Genomic DNA, 18,100 nt, shown 5'->3' with positions numbered 1-18,100 from the left:
TTATCGTCCTCGTTGTGTCTGCCAGCAGGCCAGCCGCTGGGAAAATTCATCCAGCGTGGCGACCTGCTCATGCGATCCTGCCGATACCGCCGGACGGCGAACCACGATGCAGGGAATAGCCAGCGCCAGACAAGGGGCCACCTTTTGCTGATAGCCGCCTTGCGCACCCGACTCTTTGGTGATCACCACGTCCGGCTGACAGTGCTCATACAGCGCCTGATTAAACGCCGGACTGAACGGCCCGCACTGGGCAATAATCTGTTCAACGCCCAGCCCCAGCGCCTCGCACTGCGCCAATACCGATGCCGTCGGCAATACCCGCGCCAGCAGGTATTTTTCCGGCAGGTTTTGCCGGTAAGCCGCCAGTTCCTTACTGCCGGTGGTCAACAGCACGCGCGGCCCGAACCGGCGGGCGACCGTGCAGGCCGCCGCCAGACTATCGACCTTATGCAGCAAGGGGTGGTCGATGGCGTCAATGTCACTGGGCCGCTGATAGCGAGTCAGCAGCACCGGTAAACGGCGGCAGGCAACCACCACATTCTGGTGCAGCGCGTCGGCGTAGGGATGTGAGGCGTCAATCACCCAACGAACCTGACGCGTGGCGAGGTAATCGGTGATGGCGTCCGCATCCATCCGGCCTACCACCACCTCACCCGCAAGGTTGCCCGCCAGTTGTTTTCCCGTCTCCGTGGCGACAGAAAGCCGGTAGCGCTCACCCGCCGCATCCAGCGCCTGACAAATCAACCGGGCATCACGGGTGCCGCCGAACACATGGATCGCCGGGTTGTTCACAGTTCATAGCCTCTGGGGGTGATCATCAGCCCGTCACGGCAATAGGTGGTCTTATTGCCGATAATCACCAGACTGGTCATGTCCACCGGGGTGAAATCCATCTCGCCGAAGGTGGTGATCCATTTTTCTTCTTTCTTGCGCCCGGCCGCCTTGACCACGCCGACCGGCGTCTGGGGCGATGTCCAGGGTTTCATCAGTTCAAACGCCCGCGCCAGATGCCCTTCACGGCCACGGCTGCGCGGGTTATAGAAACAGATAACAAAGTCGGCCTGTGCCGCCGCAACAACACGCTTTTCGATAACCGGCCACGGCGTCAGCAGATCGCTCAGGCTGATGTGACAAAAGTCATGCATCAGCGGCGCGCCCAGCAGAGAGGCCGCCGCAATGCTGGCGGTAATACCGGCTACCAGCCTCACCTCCAGATCCAACCGCTGCTGGCCGACCAGTTCCAGCACCAGCCCGGCCATGCCGTAAATACCGGCGTCGCCGCTGCTGATCAGCGCCACCTTATGGCCGGTCATTGCCAGATCGATCGCCGTCTGGCAACGTTCGATCTCTTTACACATCCCGGTTTTAATCACCTGCTTATCGCCGGTCAGTCGCTTCACCAGATGGGTATAGGTTTTGTAACCCACGATAATTTCCGCATCCTGAATTGCCGCAATGGCGTCCTGCGTCATCATGGCTTCACTGCCCGGCCCAATGCCGATCACGGTTAACATCAATGCAATACTCCCAGGGTAATAGTGACACCCTGCTCACGCAGGGTGGTGCCAACCAATCCGCCGTTGCTCATCAGCCAGGCGACAGGTTGTGACACGCTGCCGACGCCCACAGTCTGACGGACAAAGTCGGAAGCGGGAAAGCGGTGTTCATGAAGACTCAGCGTCTCTGCACTGAACAGTTCAAAGGGGACACGACAGCGTTGCGCCAGTTGGTTAAGCGCCGGTTCATGTTGCTTAAGGGTGACGCTGCCAATGGCCCGCAACGCCAGCGGGTCAAAATGGTTATCAGCCAGTTGGCGCGACAGCAATCCGGCCAGCGTGTCCAGCGGCGTCGCCCGGCGGCAGCCGATCCCCGCCACCACCCGGCGGGGCACCAGCCTGTAGGTCGGCAACGGCAGCGCCGGCAGGTTGTCCCGCAAGCTGACACACACCAGTGCATCCAGCTCCGGCAACGCCTCCAGGCACTCTACGGCGATAAAGCCCCGCACATCGCAACGCGCCCGTTCGCTGAGTAACGGTTCATCCCACCACAGCCCGACTTTTTGCGCGCTGACCAGCCTCTGGTTCACCTCCTTCACCGCCTGACGGCAATCCGCTATATCCGCCCCCAGCTCACCGGCCAGCATATCCAGCGACGCCATCTGGTTAACATCGGTCGCGGTGGTGATAACCGGAGAGGCCCCCAGCAGCCCTGCTAAATAACGGGTCAACGCATTGGCGCCGCCAACGTGACCGGACAGCAGACTGATCACATGCCGCCCTTGTTCATCAATCACCACCACCGCCGGATCGGTCATCTTGTCATTGACCAAAGGGGCAATCGCCCGCACCGTGATACCGGTTGCGCCCACCACCACCAGAGCGCTAAACGTGGTGAAGGCTTCACGCAGGGTTTCGGCAAAACTACCGCTAAAAGCAACAAACCCCGGTTCCAGCATCTTTTCACTGGTAAAACAGGTCAGCGGCAGATGAGCCTGTAAACGTCGGGCCAACCGCACGCCGCCGGGGGTCAGGCAAAACACCGCTATCGATTCAGGCTTGACGATATTCATGGCTAAATTCCGCATCATAGAGTCTGGAATAGTGGTATTCGTCACCGAGAAACGCACCGACCAGAATGAGCGCCGTTTTGCGTATTGCTGCGGCGCGCACCTGTTCGGCAATATCCGCCAATGTGCCGCGAACTGTACGGCTTTCCGGCCAGGTGGCCTTATATACCACCGCCACCGGCGTAGTGGCCGGATAGCCACCGGCCCTGAGGCGTTCAACCACCCCGTGGATATCCTGTACCGACAGGAATATCGCCATTGAGGTCTGATGGACGGCAAAGGCCTCCAGTTGTTCCCGCGGCGGCATCGGCGTGCGCCCTTCCATACGAGTGATAATCAGACTTTGCGCCACTTGCGGTACGGTGTACTCCACCCCAAGCTGCGCTGCTGCCCCCAGAAACGCACTCACGCCCGGCACCGACACAAAGCCGATGCCGTGTTCCGCCAGCGCCTCGCCCTGTTCGCGGATCGAACCATACAGCGAGAGATCGCCCGTTTGCAGCCGCACCACCAGCTTGCCGTCACGCACGCCGCTCACCATCAGCGCAATAATTTGTTCAAGCGTCAGGCCCGCGCTGTCATGCCGTGCCGCCTGCGCGGGGCAATAGTCGAGTAATTCGGTATTAATCAGCGACCCGGCATAGATCACCACCTCTGCCTGTTGCAACAGGCGATAGCCTTTCAGCGTAATTAACTCGCGTTCGCCCGGCCCCGCGCCCACAAACCATACCTTGCGGGTATCAAAATTTTTATCGCGGTTCACGTGGTGTTCAGGCATGGTTTTGCTCCTTGCAGCAGGAAATAAGATAGGTGGGATTATTCGGTTTAAAATAATGACCGCTGCCCAGCGGCGTCAGGGCTGAAACCTGTAATAGCGTGCATTCCAGCGCGCTTACCTCAAGCCGCCCTAAATGCGCCAGCGCCTGATGCAGATTATCCAGCAGGATAAAGGTCAGCACCAGACGGCCACCGGGAAGCAGATGCGCCAGCGCCCAGTCAATCAAGGCGGTAAGCTGCCCGCCGCTGCCGCCGATAAACGCCGCATCCGCCATAACATCAAGCGTTAGCGGCGCGGCGCCGGCGATAATTTCCACATTGTTGCAACCAAACCGCCAGCGATTTTCCTCAATCAGCGCCAGCGCCGCCGGATTGCGCTCAATGGCAGATACCCGAAGCGCCGGAAAACGCAGCGCGGCTTCCAGCGCCACGCTGCCGGTTCCGGCGCCAATATCAATCAGGTGCCGGGCGTTACCCAGCGCCAGCCGCTCCAGCGCCAGTAAACGCACCGGCTCTTTGGTCATCGGCACGCGTTGGCCGCGTAAAAATTCATCATCTTTCATTGAGGATCACCACCACATTCATATCATAGCGTTGCGCCACCTCCTCCGGTTGCAGACGATGGATGCGCTCATCCGGCAAAGAGAGATTTTCACCAATCAGCAGCGTGCGCCGGAGCCGGCGTTGCAGAATCGCCTCGGCAATGGCTCGCGGCCCGATATGCTCGTCGGTCACCATCGCCACCTTGTCATGCTGTAAAATCCAGTCAAAATCCGGCTGACGACCGTGGCTGCTGGTGAGGTAAATGTCATTCATATCCAGCGCCACGCGGGCGCACAGGTATTGCACCGCGCTGATACCGGGGATGATGCGCAGATCGTCGGCGGTGAAATGGGTCGACAGCCGCTTGCCGATGCCATACAGCAGCGGATCGCCGGACGCCAGCACCACCACCTGTCTGGTTTTTTGCCGGTCAAGCCAGCTCACCAGTGCGGCAAGGTCGGCGTCCAGCCGCCGGGTCGTACCAGCAAAAGCAGGAAACAGCGCCAAATGCCGCGCCCCGCCGACTAACACCTCAGCATGGGCTATCGCCCGCTGCGCCTCCGGCGTCAAATGCGCCAGCGCGCCGGGGCCAATGCCAACGACAGCGATCATTGCAGCGCCTCCAGAATGTCATGCAACGGGCGGTTGGTTCCCAGAACATTATTGTCGAAAGCGAACAGGATGGCATCGACACTCGGCGGTTCGGCTGAAAAACGCAGCATGTCGTTCACCCGTTCACAAATCCGCTGCGCGAGACGATGGTACACCGCCTGAAAACCGTACCCGGCGATCAGCTCCATTGCCGCTTCAGTGGTATCGCACCGATTCACCGCCCGTAATAAATCATGCGGCGCCCCCATCAATGCCAGATGGGCAATCAGGGTTTCCATCCGTCCGTCGGCAATATGGCTGTGGGTATGGAAAATACCGGCCGCCACCTTCACCAGCTTGCCGGGGTGCCCGATCAGCACCACATGGCGAAACCCGAGCCGTACCGCTTCCTGCAACATATAGCCGACAAAGTTGCTCATAATGACCACGCGCTGGCTGTTCAGGCCCAGATGCTCGCGCACAAACCGTTCACCGTGGTTGCCGGGCACCAGAATGACCTGGTTCTCTCCGGCGGCGCGTTTCATTTCCAGCTCCAGCGCCAGCGAACGCTTCCAGCTCTCTTCCGACATCGGCGTGACAATCCCGGTGGTGCCGATGATGGAAATACCGCCGAGGATACCCAGCCGTCCGTTATAGGTTTTCTTTGCCCGCGCCGCGCCTTCCGGGGCAAAAATCTCTACTTCCGCACCGCGTGAGGGGCCGATTACCTCGCGCACGCTGGCTTCGATGGTTTGCAGCGGCGTGAGGTTGATCGCCGGGCTGCCGACCGGCAAGCCGATACCTTTGCGGGTGACGGCGCCGACCCCGTCGCCACCGCGAATATGGATCTCGCCATGCTCGCATAGCGTCACCCTGGCAAAAATCAGCATACCGTGGGTGGCATCCACGTCATCGCCGCCATCTTTGCGGATCGCCGCCGTGGCCTGTCGGCCTTCAATCAGCGGTTGCTCCACATTGAGATACAGCGTGACGCCGGACGGGGTGACGATGGACACCTGACTGATCGTCTGCTGGCGCAACACCATCAATGCGGCCACCTTCGCCGCCGCCGTCGCACAGGAGCCGGTGGTATAGCCTTTACGGTATTGCCTGCCCTTGTGCCAGACCGTGTCCAACTGTACGTCATGATTTTGAGGATCGATGTTTTGAGGATCGATGTTTTGAGGATCGTGATTCACAGCATCTCCCGGATACGATACAAAATGGCATTGACGATCGCCGCCGCCACATTGCTGCCGCCTTTACGCCCTGCGGCGGCAATACAGGGCAGGCCACTGTGAATCAGCGCGTCTTTCGATTCCGCCGCCCCCACAAACCCCACCGGTACGCCAATCACCGCCAGCGGCGACGCCTGCCGCTCCAATAAACGGAACAGCGCGGTCGGCGCGTTGCCAAATACAAATAGCTTATTGCCCGGTTCATCCAGCGCGATATCCACCGCCGCCATCGAGCGCGTGATGGTTGCTGCTTTGGCCCGCGCCACCACGCGCGGATCGCTGATAAAACAGCGGCACTCGCAGCCCAACTGCGCGAGCAACGTTTTATTGATGCCCGATAACGCCATAGTGGTATCGGTATAGAGCACACAGCCCGCCCGCAGGCCGTCAGTAATGCGCGTCAGCACATCCGGCGAAAACCACAGTACATCCAGCCAGTCAAAATCTGCCGTGGTATGGATCACCCGTTTGATCACCGCTTCCTGCCCTTCATCAGCGAAACGGTAACCGGGGTATTCGCGGGCAATAATAGCGCTGATGATTTCAAAACTTTGCCGTTCAATCTGTTGTGGATGCTGGAGATAACTCATTGGGTTTTCCTTGTTCTATACCGCCAGGGCGGTTGACAGCAAAAGATGTACGGCGGCAAACAGCAGCAGCGCCAGCAGTGAGGCAATCTTCATCAGGCGGATGCTGCGCGGGATATCGTCCAGTGCTATTTCCCGGCACTCATCACCTATCCAGGGTTTCTCTACCCGCTCACCGAAATAGTTATTAGGGCCGCCCAGACGCACGCCAAGCGCCCCGGCCATTGTCGCCTCCGGCCAGGCGCAGTTGGGGCTGGAATGCTGATAGCGATCGCGCCAGCCGATACGCCATGCCTGCCGGTAATCGGCTCGCAATAGCCAGGCGGCGGCACTCAGCAACAACCAGCTCAACCGGGCCGGGATCAGGTTGGCGATGTCGTCCATGCGAGCAGAAACAGCGCCGATGGCCCGGTATTGAGGAGTTTTATAACCCACCATCGAGTCGAGGGTATTGACGGCTTTATAGACCATTGCCAGTGGTGCGCCGCCGAGCATCAGGAAAAACAGCGGAGCAATCACGCCATCGACGCTGTTCTCCGCCACGGTTTCCACCACGGCGCGGGTAATCTGCGGTTTTTCAAGCTGCGAGGTATCACGCCCGACAATCCACGAAAGCTGCTGGCGACTCTCGGCCAGCGTGCCATGCTGTAATGCCCGATGTACCGCCAGGGCCGCGTCGCTCAGACAGCGCCCCGCCAGCAGGGTGTAAATCATCCAGACTTCCGCCAGCCAGCCGATCCACGGATGGATCGCCGTCATCAATGCTAAAAAAAACCAGCTCAACGCGCCGGTCACCGCCACGACCACCAGCCACAGTAGCGCGCCCCCGATCCTGAGCGCCCGTTCAGTACGACAACGGGCGCGAATAGCGCATTGCAGCCAGGAAATCAGCTTGCCTATCCAGCGTACCGGATGCGGCCAATGCGGCGGATCGCCCAGCCAGCAGTCGAGTAAAAACGCGGTAAACCAGGCACTCAGCGTCATAACCGGCTCCTGGCGCAGGTAAGCCAGCGGTCAAGCAGCCCCGGACGCTGGGCAAAGTGAAGATGAAGATAGCCAGCGCAGGTCTGATCGAGCTGATAACCGCCCTGCCAGTGTTGTATTACCGCGCCATCACGCCTTTTTGTGCAATCATACGCGGGTGCCAGCGCAGTGGAAAAATCAGAATAATGGAACTCGTGACCGCGCAGCACCTCGCCCTGCGCGGCCAATAAGGTGTCTCGGCGGGCCTGAGCCTGACAGTAACCGAAGCGGGTAAGCCGCTTCCCCATCAGGCTTTCGCCGGGCAGAACCCCCGCCATTGCGTGCCGCTGACCGTCGGCATCGGTCAGCCCGTCACCTAAATACATCAGCCCGCCGCACTCGGCATACAGCGGGATCTGCCGACGATGGGCCTCCCGCAACGCCTGACGCATCGAGGTGTTGGCGGTTAATTGCGCGGCGTAGACCTCGGGATAACCGCCACCGATATAGATCATCTGACCATCAGGGAGTCGGCTATCATGCAGCGGGCTGAAACGTCGGAGACGAACCCCGGCCTGTTCCAGCAGATCAAGATTGTCCTGATAGTAGAAGTTAAAGGCTTCATCATCTGCCAGCGCCAGCGTCAGGCCCTCCGCCAGCGCAGGATCCGGCAACGCGGGCGCCTCCCCCTCCGGTAGGGCGGTGATACCGCACAGCGCCAGCAGGCGGTCAATATCCAGCGTCTGTTCTACCTGCTGGGCCAGACGCTGCCAGCGGCCATCGTCATGATTCTGTTCTTTGGCGGGAATAAGGCCGAGGTGACGGGAAGGCAGCGCAATATCATCCATCACCGGCAAGCGGCCCAGCACCGGAATACCGCAGTAGTGCTCAATGGCCTGGCGAATCAGCGCGTAATGTTGTGCCGAATTGACGCGGTTAACCATTACGCCGGCTATCGTCAACGCAGGATCAAAGCGGCAAAAGCCCATGACGGTCGCCGCAACCGAGGTAGACGCCGCTTTGCCATCCACCAGCAAAATTACCGGACAGCCCAGTTGTTTCGCCATCGAGGCCGTACTGCAATAGTCGGGATCGGTGCCGTAGCCGTCGTAAAGCCCCATCACCCCTTCGATCACCGCCACATCTGCGTGGCGGATATGCTGCTTATAGAGGCCGTTCAGCGTTGAGACGTGGAGCATGAAAGCATCAAGGTTGCGTGAAGCAACCCCGCATACGGCACGGTGCCAGCCGACATCAAGATAGTCAGGCCCGACTTTAAACGGTTGTACGGATAATCCGCGCTGCATCAGCGCACGTAATATGCCCAGCGTCACGGTGGTTTTGCCACAACCGCTGCCGGTGCCCGCGATAACAAACGCTCTTTTACCTGAACATGCCATAAAAATCCCGCCGTTGCGGACGGGAATGCAAGTGTCAACAGGATACGCAAAAACAGCATTGACGCTGCGCGCATCGAATGACAACTCACTTCCCACCGAAGGAGTTGAATCTCTGTAGCCGTCAGGCCGGTCTTCTGGCTTTGCGTCATCCTCCCCCGTTCCTTCCCAATCGAGTCGATCAGTGGTGTTAACGGGTTTGTCGGCATCACAGCAGCGGGGGCTGCGGAGGATTTTCACCCCCTTCCCGGCCATAATGGTTTATCATTAGGTTTGATAACAATGCTGGCGATTTAAGCACTTCTGCCTGCCTTGTCCACAGCCCTGATAATCCATCCCGGCCTTAACCTGACGGCGATAAATTGTTTTCGCTATTAATACTGATTATTTACACTCTACAGACGTATTTGTCTGCGCTCAGATTTAGCGTTGCTTGTTGCATTACGCGAATCATTACCCTATGAATCATACTGAGTTTCAAAGTCGATCTCTTGATATGATGCAAAAAACAAAGAGGAAATTGATATGCAAAATATACGTGGCTTTGCCGCCCTTGACGCTACCAGCCCGCTGGTTCCCCATCAGTTCATCCGCCGCGACCCGCGGGACAATGATGTGGTTATCGATATCGTCTATTGCGGCGTGTGCCATTCCGACATTCATATGGCGCGTAACGAGTGGAAAAACAGCCATTATCCCATCGTTCCGGGCCATGAAATCGTTGGCAAAGTGGTCAGTGTCGGTAAGCTGGTCGATAAATTCAAACAAGGTGACTGGGTAGGCGTGGGCTGTATGGTTGACTCCTGTCAACGCTGTGACTCCTGTAATGAGGGACTGGAGCAATACTGTGAGGAAGGCGCAACGCTGACTTACGGTGGCGTCGACCGTCATGACAGTCTGCCAACCTTCGGCGGCTACTCTGAACGGATTGTGGTATCGGACAAATTCGTCCTCAGCCTGTCCGATAAGCTCGACATGAAATCCGCTGCACCGTTACTGTGTGCAGGCATTACCACCTACTCGCCGCTGAAACACTGGAACGTCGGGCCGGGCGATAACGTTGCGGTGGTCGGACTCGGCGGCCTCGGTCATATGGGACTGAAGTTTGCCAAAGCGCTGGGCGCCAACGTTACGTTGTTCACTCGCTCTCCCGGAAAAGAGCAGGAAGCACGCCGTCTGGGCGCCGACAACGTGGTGATCTCCACCGATCAGGAGCAGATGAACGCCGTCGCCAACCACTTTGATATTATTCTCGATACGGTGCCGATGCAGCACGATATCAACCCGTATCTGGCAACACTGGCACGTGACGGTACACACATTCTGGTCGGTCTGATTGAACCGATTGAACCGACCCTGCACAGCGGGCCGCTGGTAATGGGCCGAAAATCCATTGCCGGTTCACTGATTGGCGGTATTGAAGAAACGCAGGAAATGCTGGATTTCTGCGCCGAGCATGGCATTACCTGTGACGTTGAAATGATCGATATACAGACAATCAACACCGCATACGAACGTATGCTTAAAAGTGACGTGCACTACCGCTTTGTTATCGACATGGCCTCGCTGAAAGCCAGCTTTGATGACTGATATACGCTGACGGTCATATCCACTTCAGAGAAATCATCACGTAATGAGCGAACATGGCGGCAACGTGCTGGAAATGGCATTGAAAACCGGCCTTGATGCCAATCAGATTATTGACTTCAGCGCCAATATCAATCCGTTAGGTATGCCTGACACCCTGAAAGCCGCGATTGCCAGCCAGCTTGATCGCGCAGAGCGTTACCCTGATGTGGAGTACCGCGAACTGCATGTCGCCCTTGCCCGTGCTCACGGTTGCGAAACCGCCAATATTATCGCCGGTAACGGCGCCACCGAGCTGATTTATGCGGTGGTGCAATACCTCCGGCCACGGCGGGCGCTGCTGTTGACGCCGGGTTTTGCGGAATATCGACGGGCCTTGCAGCGTGTCGGTTGTGAGATCGATGACTATGCCATGCATGAAGCAGAGGGTTTTCAACCTGACGCACAATTGTTGACCGTGCTGGACAACACACAATATGACTGCCTGTTTATCGCCACACCGAATAACCCCACCGGCCTGATGCCAGATGCCGCCTTGTTGCAGGCGATTGTCTGGCGCTGCCGCCAACATCATGTCGCGTTGATTGTCGATGAAGCCTTTATCGACTTCTTACCGGCAGAGCCGGGCCTTATCCCGCAACTATCCGCCTTCCCCCAGCTTTATATTCTGCGCTCGCTGACCAAGTTTTTTGCCATTCCCGGCCTGCGCCTCGGTTATCTGGTGAGTGCCGATGAGACGGCAATTCATGCCATGAAGCAATCACGTGAACCGTGGACCATTAATGCGTTCGCTGCGCTGGCGGGTGAGGTCGTACTCGACGACCATGCTTATATTGATGCGACCCACCGCTGGCTGGCGCAGCAGCAAGTCTGGCTTTACCGGAATCTGTCCGCCATACCGGAATTGCAGGTCTGGCCACCGGCGGCCAACTATATTTTCCTGCGCTGCCTACGCCCGGAAATCGACCTTCAGCAGCGGTTGCTGGAGCAGTGTATTCTTATCCGCTCCTGTGCCAACTACCCTGGTCTGACAGCTAATGATTATCGGGTCGCCATCAAAAGTGAAACTGATAACAGACGGTTGATCGCCGCGCTGCATCAGATGTTCAGTCATGGCTGATGCCCGTTGCCCCGCATCCTGCGGCGAACTGATCCAGGGTTGGATCCTCGGTGGCGAGAAATTGATCTCCTGCCCGGTAGACTGGTTTAGTGAAGTTTCGGTAACGGACGGGCAGCCCGGATTAACGGAGCGCCCACAGATGCGACGCATGGTGGAAACCGTGGTTGCCCACTTCGGGCTGCCGGCAGATACCGTGCGCGGCCTGCACATTGATTTCACCTCAACCATCCCCGTCGCCAAAGGGATGGCCAGCAGCACGGCGGATATTGCCGCCACGGCGCAGGCGACCGCCCGTCATATCGGAGAAACGCTGGATGAAACCGCGCTTGCCGCACTCTGCGTTCAACTGGAACCCACCGACAGCACCCTGTTTCGCCAACTAACGCTGTTTGATCATCAAACCGCCGACACGGCAATTTCCTGCGACTGGCAGCCAGCGATTGATATTTTGTTGCTGGAAAGTCCGCAAACTCTGAATACCCTTGATTATCACCGCCGCGATCGCTGGCAGGCGTTACGGAGCAATGCCGATGCGCTGGGCCGTGCCTGGCGGTTGTTCTGTGCTGCGGTTGAAGCACGGGATCGCCCCAGGCTGGGAGAAGCCTGTACCATCAGCGCCTGCGCCAGTCAGCAGATGCTAACCAAACCAGCCTTTAATGATCTGCTAAACGTGGTTGAAGCCAGCGGCATTTACGGCCTGAACGTGGCGCACAGCGGCAGTGTGGTGGGGCTGTTGCTCGATCGTCATTACCATGATGTGGAAAAACTACGCTGGCAGTTGCATCAACGGGGTATAACGTCGTATTACCCGATTCAGCATCTGCTGTCGATGATCGCCGGTGGCGTGCGGTGATCAGGCGTTTTATTTGGAATGATGGTTACAAAAAGCCTCGTCAGGCTGGGAAATAACAATGGGCAGGAGAACCCTGCCCACAAAATGGTATCCATCGTTTTTTGATGACGGTAACACTAACGCGGGCCTGGCTGACCGCTATGCATCTCCTGGAAGCCACCGTGTGAACCGCCGCCTCCGCCGCCGCGACCATATCCACCGCCATGCCCACCGCCGCCATGAGGTGGAAACAGGCAACCGCTTAATGCGGTAATTAAGGTAATTACCCCAATGACTTTAAAAATACGACTCATACTTACCTCTGTGTTGATGGACGTCACAAGCGAATCATAGGGGGGTGCGAATAGGCAAACAATGCGGAATAATCCTGAAAAAATACTTATAAACAATTAGTTACATTCAACTGCTTTTTCTTGTCACGATACCGACACCTTTCTGAAATAATCGGGAAAAACCTTATCCGTTAGCGAAAGTGTGGAAGAAAAGCAAAAAAAAACGCCAGCTATGCACGTCGCTGGCGTTTGATCTCTGGCCGATTAAATCGGCGGCGGATTATTCCAACCATTCGGTATGGAATACCCCTTCTTTATCGGTACGTTTATAGGTGTGAGCACCAAAATAATCACGTTGCGCCTGAATCAGATTCGCGGGTAATACCGCTGAACGGTAGCTGTCGTAATAGGCAATAGCGGCGGAGAATGTCGGGGTGGGAATACCCGCCTGAACCGCATAGGCCACCACATCACGCAGCGCCTGCTGGTATTCGTCAGCCACTTTCTTGAAATACGGCGCCAGCAGCAGGTTAGCGATATCCGCTTTTTGCTCATAGGCATCGGTGATTTTCTGCAAGAACTGGGCGCGGATAATACAGCCGGCACGGAAAATCTTCGCGATCTCACCATAGTTGAGATCCCAACGGTTTTCTTCTGACGCGGCTTTCAACTGAGAGAAACCCTGCGCGTAAGACACAATTTTACCCAGGTACAATGCACGGCGAACTTTTTCCACGAATTCGGCTTTGTCACCCGCGAACGGCTGAACCGCTGGGCCGCTCAAAACGCTGGATGCAGCGACACGCTGATCTTTCAAAGAAGAAAGATAACGGGCAAACACCGACTCGGTAATCAATGACAGCGGTTCACCCAAATCCAGCGAACTTTGGCTGGTCCATTTACCGGTGCCTTTATTCGCTGCTTCATCCAGAATGACGTCAACCAGATATTTACCGTCTTCGTCTTTCTTGGTGAAGATGTCGGCAGTAATTTCGATCAAATAGCTGCTCAGTTCGCCTTTATTCCATTCGGAGAAAGTCGCGGCCAGTTCTTCATTACCCAGATTCAGAGCCTGTTTCAACAGCGCATAGGCTTCGGCAATCAGTTGCATATCGCCGTATTCAATACCATTGTGCACCATTTTCACGTAGTGACCCGCGCCATCAGCACCGATGTAGGTAACACAAGCCTCGCCTTCGGCACGGGCGGCGATTTGCTCCAGAATCGGGGCCACCAGTTCATACGCTTCTTTTTGACCGCCAGGCATGATAGAAGGCCCTTTCAGCGCGCCCTCTTCACCACCGGAAACGCCGGTGCCGATGAAATTAAACCCTTGTGCAGAAAGCTCGCGATTACGGCGGATGGTATCTTTATAGAAAGTGTTTCCCCCGTCGATCAGGATATCGCCTTTCTCCAGATAGGGCCTGAGTGACTCAATGGTTTTATCGGTCGCTTCCCCGGCTTTAACCATCAGCAAAATACGACGAGGTTTTTCCAGGGATCCAACGAACTCTTCAACGGTGTAATAAGGCACCAGCTTTTTACCCGGATTTTCGGCAACAACTTCGTCAGTTTTATCTGAAGAGCGGTTAAAAATGGAAACGGTATAGCCTCGGCTTTCAATATTCAGCGCCAGATTGCGCCCCATCACCGCCATACCGACAACGCCAATTTGCTGTTTGGACATTAAAACAACTCCTGTCTGAAGGATAACCTGCCTGCCGTGGTCATGATACCCGCAGGCTTCAAAAGCAGGCCAACATGGTAACTCAGCTTTGCAAGAGTAGGTAGTGATTGGTTTGATAGCCACAACTCGTGATGCTATCTCGAGTCATAAGGGAAGGATGATGTTCTTTCTGCGCACAAAAAACCTCAAGATATTTTTGCGCGCAGACATGACGAAACAAAGAAAGTCACGTTTAGCCGTCAGACCTGCTTATCAAGCAACGCCTTAATACTTTCTTTGAACTGTGCGCCCAGCTCTGGATTGCGCAAACCATAGGAAATAAACGCCTGCGCATAGCCCAGCTTACGACCACAGTTAAAGTTCCTGCCAGCCATCTGCACCGCATCAACCTGCTGAGTGGGAATCAGCTCGGCAATCACATCGGTAAGCTGAATACGGCCCCAGGCGCCGGGTAATGCTTTCGCCAGCAGCGGCCAGGCATCTGCCGTCAACACATAGCGCCCAACTGCCGACAGGTCCGAACCGGTTTCTGAAGGCGCTTCCGGTTTCTCGATCATTGAGGTAATCGCTGAGGAATCCCCTGCATTCACCAGCGGTGTTGCACACTCCACAACAGAATACTCTGGCAGAGCTTCGTAAGGGCGGTGTTTCACCAGTACCTGACTACGGCCTGTCTGTTCAAACCGGGAGATCAGCAGCGCAAGGTTTTCTGTGGTTTGGTCGGATGTGCTTTCATCCAGCACCACATCCGGCAGCACCACAACGAAAGGCGCATCGCCAATGATAGGCTTGGCACAGGCCACCGCATGACCTAACCCCAGCGTTTCGCCCTGGCGCACGTTCATAATAGTGACACCCTTTGGACAGATGGACTGAACATCTGCCAGCAACTGCCGTTTGGCGCGCTCTTCCAACAGGGATTCAAGCTCAAAAGACGTATCGAAATGGTTTTCAATCGCGTTTTTCGACGCATGAGTGACCAGTACAATTTCCGTGATCCCGGCTCTGGCGCACTCATTAACAATTTTTTCAATCACCGGACGATCGACCAACGGCAGCATCTCTTTAGGAATGGCTTTGGTCACCGGCAACAAATTCATCCCCAAACCAGCAACAGGGATAACGGCTTTCAATGATGTCATGAGTTGACTCTCTTAATCGGGTTGTTTTCACTTGGTAACACAGTAACTGCTGTGCCACGCATGACATTAAGATTACACCTAATCTGAACTAAAGAGATCGTCGGTATAGGTTTTTTCTGATACATCGGACGATTCTGGTGCCGCCATCGGCGTTTATCCTCCGCCCAAAAGATAAGAGTTCGCGTTTATCAAACAGGGCGGTGGCGTGACTTATAGCGCAGCAACAGCGGTAAGTGATAGCGGTAGGAACACACCCAGTGCCCGGGAATTCGTGGGCACCGCGTGGTACGCAAAGTAGCCCGTGACCACCACCCGCAACCACCGGCCCTGTTCGGGAATGGCGTCGTGCATGTGCTCACATAGCCGTTTCTTGTCCTCCTGAAGTTTGCTCCTCATCCGATCGCCCCGCGACTTTCGCTTAAGCAGGAATGCTCCACGCCGGGACTTGCCACAAATGATGATGGGCCGAGTTAAGGACTCGTATCAGAAATAACCTGACCCTATCTCAAAGACTACATCTTTAAGATTTTCTTTATATATTCAACATAATAATCAGCCCATTCTTTTGTAAGATGATTTTTATCGAACATAAACGGAATCTTTTCATTAAAAATATATTTACAACTACCATTTAAACAATTTATATCAAACACATTTAAATAGTTGTATCCAGCATTAGTAATTTTACGGGATAAAATGGCATTAGTAATCCTGGATGATTTTGTAACATGGTTATCTATTTCTGACTCATCAATTTTTTGTGCTATTTTATAAAAATCGATATCGAACGTTTTTGTTTGTCCAATAATATATATCTTATTACTTTTTATACTGCTAATTGTATGAATTAATTCATCGATGAACATCTGGTTCTTAACAGCACTCCAGTCCGCAGCAATAAATATATAGTCTATATTATTCTTAACCAGATACTCATCATAGATATATCTAAACAAATCAGCGCATCTCTTTTCGCCATTGTCTTTTTTTATTGGAAAACACCCGGATGCCGTTGCCTGCATGAAATTGTAGTCGCGAAAGATATCCTTCATTGAGAGCGAAAGTTCAGCGGCATGGCTATCGCCAATTAACAATATGTTCTTTTTGGTATCAGAAAGGGAAAGACATTTATCTTTATTGAAAAAAGATATATCATTATATGTTGAATCAAGAAAACAGATACCGTCATCATTACCAAACTGGGAAATGCTTTCAGCGCTATCTCCATACCCCTTATATTGACCTAAATCAATTGCCTGCTTTGAGACCCACAGTTTATTCACTTCCATTTTTGACAGGGCTACAGCAAAAACCGCAAATACAGAAGACATTGCTACAATTTTTATCCCCCTCAGACATTCTGTTTTCTCAAAAAATTTATACGAGAAAAAACCCAATAAAAAGGAGACAAAAATCCCTATGGAAGAGTTAATAGCAGAAAATTGGATGGACTTATTTGCCATAAAAGCGACAACGGGCCAATGAAAAAGATAAATTGAATAGGAAGCATATCCGATACTCTGGATAGCTTTATATTTAAAGATAGTTCTATCATTATCTATACTGGCATGAATAATTGCCGCTGCACATAAGGTGGGTATCAATGTAAGCAGTCCCGGCCAACTGCTTTCATCTTTAGCAAACACACAAAATAAAACCATAACTAATACAGAAACGATTTCCGTTGTCTTTTTCATATTATTTTTTAATTTACTAACGGACACATACGCCCCCAGCATCAATTCCCACATTCTTGTTGGAAGCAGATAAAAAGCTGAGTTTTGATAAAAATGACTAAAAATAACACATAAAACCAAAGAAGAGACCGAAATAAAAACGTAGAAAAAGTTACAATACCCTCTTAATAATTTACCTATCTTTATAATAAGAGGGAATATTAAATAGTATTGCCATTCTAATGAAAGTGACCATGTATGCAAAAGCCAGTTTAAGTCCGAAGATCCAGTAAAATATCCTCCACTGGTTTTCCAGTATAGAATATTGGAAGTGAACGTAAGAGATGACAATGTTTGAGCCAAAGAATCTTTAACTCCATCAGGAGTTTCAATAGTAACGGACACCATAAAGGTCAATATGGTCATAATGAGCAAGGCAGGATAAATTCTATTAAACCTCTTTTTATAAAAATTGATTACCCAACCTTTTTTTATCATATCTTTATTACATATTTCCTGCATCAGGAAACCAGAAATCACAAAAAAAACGTCAACGCCTGCAAAACCTCCATAAAAAAAATTTATTTTGAAGTGAAATAACACGACCATAACCACTGCTAAAAATCTCAATCCATTTATATCGAGTCTAAAATTCATACTGATTTCTTTCTTGGTTAGAAATTAGGTATGCCCTTTTGGGCTATGACGCAGTAATAAGAAAAACAAAAGGTAAACTACAATGACTAATCGCCTCTAAATTTATAATTCTTTTATTCAATTGATTAATAATGTTAGCATTACGGCCAACCGAAATACACTACAAAAAACTCCTCGAGCTCAAAGCAGGACTATGCATCGCATCAATTCGGCATAGTTGTTTTCTCAACACACTCCTTTTTATGAATACCATTTGTTCAGTATTCAGCACTTACAGAAACACATGTTCTACCCGTCAGTCTACAAGCGGCAGGCACGTTGTCTGCTCTCTCGTTCACCTGAATTACATACTCGTGTAAGCTCATCGGGATCCCCTCACCTGCAGCCTTCCCGCGACTCGAATTACTTAGGGCATAAAAGATTATAGATATTTCAGGGTTAATA

The 18,100-nt window shown here is 53.6% G+C and carries 17 protein-coding genes and 1 riboswitch; of the genes, 3 read left to right on the top strand and 14 right to left on the bottom strand.

The genetic code is table 11. The features are described from left to right. From BIY29_RS15970 to BIY29_RS15925, 10 genes are read right to left on the bottom strand one after another with little or no spacing between them, the layout of a single operon-like run. Nucleotides 1-792, bottom strand: a complete 792-nt coding sequence (locus tag BIY29_RS15970) for a cobalt-precorrin-6A reductase (protein ID WP_121576060.1) — start codon at nucleotides 790-792, stop codon at nucleotides 1-3. Further along, the gene (locus BIY29_RS15965; RefSeq protein ID WP_121576059.1) at nucleotides 789-1,514 is read right to left on the bottom strand and encodes a precorrin-3B C(17)-methyltransferase; all 726 of its coding nucleotides are present in this window, start codon (nucleotides 1,512-1,514) and stop codon (nucleotides 789-791) included. Before BIY29_RS15965 ends, BIY29_RS15970 begins: the two co-directional genes overlap by 4 nt. Continuing rightward, nucleotides 1,514-2,569, bottom strand: coding sequence for a cobalt-precorrin 5A hydrolase (cbiG, locus tag BIY29_RS15960; protein WP_121576058.1), 1,056 nt, complete (start codon nucleotides 2,567-2,569; stop codon nucleotides 1,514-1,516). Before cbiG ends, BIY29_RS15965 begins: the two co-directional genes overlap by 1 nt. Then, the gene (locus tag BIY29_RS15955) at nucleotides 2,550-3,344 is read right to left on the bottom strand and encodes a cobalt-precorrin-4 methyltransferase (RefSeq protein ID WP_121576057.1); all 795 of its coding nucleotides are present in this window, start codon (nucleotides 3,342-3,344) and stop codon (nucleotides 2,550-2,552) included. Before BIY29_RS15955 ends, cbiG begins: the two co-directional genes overlap by 20 nt. Beyond that, nucleotides 3,337-3,906 (bottom strand): decarboxylating cobalt-precorrin-6B (C(15))-methyltransferase, encoded by a 570-nt coding sequence (locus BIY29_RS15950; protein ID WP_121576056.1) that lies wholly within the window; start codon nucleotides 3,904-3,906, stop codon nucleotides 3,337-3,339. Before BIY29_RS15950 ends, BIY29_RS15955 begins: the two co-directional genes overlap by 8 nt. Then, a complete protein-coding gene (locus BIY29_RS15945) occupies nucleotides 3,896-4,498 on the bottom strand; it encodes a cobalt-precorrin-7 (C(5))-methyltransferase (protein ID WP_121576055.1) in 603 nt (200 codons plus the stop codon). The genes BIY29_RS15950 and BIY29_RS15945 overlap by 11 nt, the downstream gene beginning before the upstream one ends. Further along, nucleotides 4,495-5,655, bottom strand: a complete 1,161-nt coding sequence (gene cbiD / locus BIY29_RS15940) for a cobalt-precorrin-5B (C(1))-methyltransferase CbiD (protein WP_121576079.1) — start codon at nucleotides 5,653-5,655, stop codon at nucleotides 4,495-4,497. The genes BIY29_RS15945 and cbiD overlap by 4 nt, the downstream gene beginning before the upstream one ends. Before the next feature lie 17 nt (nucleotides 5,656-5,672). Continuing rightward, entirely contained in the window at nucleotides 5,673-6,305 is a 633-nt protein-coding gene (locus tag BIY29_RS15935) for a cobalt-precorrin-8 methylmutase (protein ID WP_121576054.1), read from the bottom strand. Between the two features lie 15 nt (nucleotides 6,306-6,320). Continuing rightward, nucleotides 6,321-7,286 carry an adenosylcobinamide-phosphate synthase CbiB gene (gene cbiB, locus BIY29_RS15930; RefSeq protein ID WP_121576053.1) on the bottom strand — a complete coding sequence of 322 codons (966 nt, stop codon included), beginning with the start codon at nucleotides 7,284-7,286 and terminating at the stop codon, nucleotides 6,321-6,323. Further along, on the bottom strand, nucleotides 7,283-8,665 hold the full coding sequence (locus BIY29_RS15925) for a cobyrinic acid a,c-diamide synthase CobB (protein WP_121576078.1): 1,383 nt from the start codon (nucleotides 8,663-8,665) through the stop codon (nucleotides 7,283-7,285). The genes cbiB and BIY29_RS15925 overlap by 4 nt, the downstream gene beginning before the upstream one ends. A gap of 107 nt (nucleotides 8,666-8,772) precedes the next feature. Then, nucleotides 8,773-8,954: riboswitch (cobalamin riboswitch) on the bottom strand. A 233-nt stretch (nucleotides 8,955-9,187) separates the two neighbouring features. On the opposite strand from BIY29_RS15925, the gene BIY29_RS15920 reads away from it, so the two are divergent. Genes BIY29_RS15920 through BIY29_RS15910 form a run of 3 tightly spaced genes read left to right on the top strand, consistent with a single transcriptional unit; the run spans nucleotide 9,188 to nucleotide 12,222 of the window. Beyond that, the gene (locus BIY29_RS15920) at nucleotides 9,188-10,252 is read left to right on the top strand and encodes an NAD(P)-dependent alcohol dehydrogenase (protein ID WP_121576052.1); all 1,065 of its coding nucleotides are present in this window, start codon (nucleotides 9,188-9,190) and stop codon (nucleotides 10,250-10,252) included. Nucleotides 10,253-10,295: 43 nt separating this feature from the next. Next, nucleotides 10,296-11,369 carry a threonine-phosphate decarboxylase CobD gene (gene cobD, locus BIY29_RS15915; protein WP_121576051.1) on the top strand — a complete coding sequence of 358 codons (1,074 nt, stop codon included), beginning with the start codon at nucleotides 10,296-10,298 and terminating at the stop codon, nucleotides 11,367-11,369. Next, the gene (locus BIY29_RS15910) at nucleotides 11,362-12,222 is read left to right on the top strand and encodes a GHMP family kinase ATP-binding protein (protein WP_121576050.1); all 861 of its coding nucleotides are present in this window, start codon (nucleotides 11,362-11,364) and stop codon (nucleotides 12,220-12,222) included. Before cobD ends, BIY29_RS15910 begins: the two co-directional genes overlap by 8 nt. Nucleotides 12,223-12,338: 116 nt before the next feature. Here BIY29_RS15910 and BIY29_RS20285 read toward each other — a convergent pair whose 3' ends face one another. The 4 genes from BIY29_RS20285 to BIY29_RS15890 all read right to left on the bottom strand — a co-directional run bounded on the left by BIY29_RS20285 (nucleotide 12,339) and on the right by BIY29_RS15890 (nucleotide 17,656). Further along, on the bottom strand, nucleotides 12,339-12,515 hold the full coding sequence (locus BIY29_RS20285; protein WP_170158955.1) for a hypothetical protein: 177 nt from the start codon (nucleotides 12,513-12,515) through the stop codon (nucleotides 12,339-12,341). A 259-nt stretch (nucleotides 12,516-12,774) separates the two neighbouring features. After that, complete coding sequence (gene gndA, locus BIY29_RS15905) at nucleotides 12,775-14,181, bottom strand: NADP-dependent phosphogluconate dehydrogenase (protein ID WP_121576049.1); 1,407 nt, start codon at nucleotides 14,179-14,181, stop codon at nucleotides 12,775-12,777. A gap of 239 nt (nucleotides 14,182-14,420) precedes the next feature. After that, complete coding sequence (locus tag BIY29_RS15900; RefSeq protein ID WP_121576048.1) at nucleotides 14,421-15,323, bottom strand: sugar phosphate nucleotidyltransferase; 903 nt, start codon at nucleotides 15,321-15,323, stop codon at nucleotides 14,421-14,423. Nucleotides 15,324-15,835: 512 nt separating this feature from the next. Further along, nucleotides 15,836-17,656: an acyltransferase family protein gene (locus tag BIY29_RS15890; protein ID WP_121576047.1), complete on the bottom strand. Its 1,821-nt coding sequence runs from the start codon at nucleotides 17,654-17,656 to the stop codon at nucleotides 15,836-15,838. Nucleotides 17,657-18,100 lie beyond the last annotated feature (444 nt).

Source organism: Brenneria alni (genome assembly GCF_003666245.1).
GTDB classification, from domain to species: domain Bacteria; phylum Pseudomonadota; class Gammaproteobacteria; order Enterobacterales; family Enterobacteriaceae; genus Brenneria; species Brenneria alni.
Note: the sequence above shows the minus strand (reverse complement) of the source record. Positions and strands in the feature narration are given on the sequence as shown.

Coding starts and splice junctions, on each gene's coding strand:
- BIY29_RS15965 (WP_121576059.1), bottom strand. CDS start 1,514: ATGTTAACCGTGATCGGCATTGGGCCGGGCAGTGAAGCCATGATGACG.
- cbiG (WP_121576058.1), bottom strand. CDS start 2,569: ATGAATATCGTCAAGCCTGAATCGATAGCGGTGTTTTGCCTGACCCCC.
- BIY29_RS15955 (WP_121576057.1), bottom strand. CDS start 3,344: ATGCCTGAACACCACGTGAACCGCGATAAAAATTTTGATACCCGCAAG.
- BIY29_RS15950 (WP_121576056.1), bottom strand. CDS start 3,906: ATGAAAGATGATGAATTTTTACGCGGCCAACGCGTGCCGATGACCAAA.
- BIY29_RS15945 (WP_121576055.1), bottom strand. CDS start 4,498: ATGATCGCTGTCGTTGGCATTGGCCCCGGCGCGCTGGCGCATTTGACG.
- BIY29_RS15935 (WP_121576054.1), bottom strand. CDS start 6,305: ATGAGTTATCTCCAGCATCCACAACAGATTGAACGGCAAAGTTTTGAA.
- cbiB (WP_121576053.1), bottom strand. CDS start 7,286: ATGACGCTGAGTGCCTGGTTTACCGCGTTTTTACTCGACTGCTGGCTG.
- BIY29_RS15925 (WP_121576078.1), bottom strand. CDS start 8,665: ATGGCATGTTCAGGTAAAAGAGCGTTTGTTATCGCGGGCACCGGCAGC.
- BIY29_RS15920 (WP_121576052.1), top strand. CDS start 9,188: ATGCAAAATATACGTGGCTTTGCCGCCCTTGACGCTACCAGCCCGCTG.
- cobD (WP_121576051.1), top strand. CDS start 10,296: ATGAGCGAACATGGCGGCAACGTGCTGGAAATGGCATTGAAAACCGGC.
- BIY29_RS15910 (WP_121576050.1), top strand. CDS start 11,362: ATGGCTGATGCCCGTTGCCCCGCATCCTGCGGCGAACTGATCCAGGGT.
- BIY29_RS20285 (WP_170158955.1), bottom strand. CDS start 12,515: ATGAGTCGTATTTTTAAAGTCATTGGGGTAATTACCTTAATTACCGCA.
- gndA (WP_121576049.1), bottom strand. CDS start 14,181: ATGTCCAAACAGCAAATTGGCGTTGTCGGTATGGCGGTGATGGGGCGC.
- BIY29_RS15900 (WP_121576048.1), bottom strand. CDS start 15,323: ATGACATCATTGAAAGCCGTTATCCCTGTTGCTGGTTTGGGGATGAAT.
- BIY29_RS15890 (WP_121576047.1), bottom strand. CDS start 17,656: ATGAATTTTAGACTCGATATAAATGGATTGAGATTTTTAGCAGTGGTT.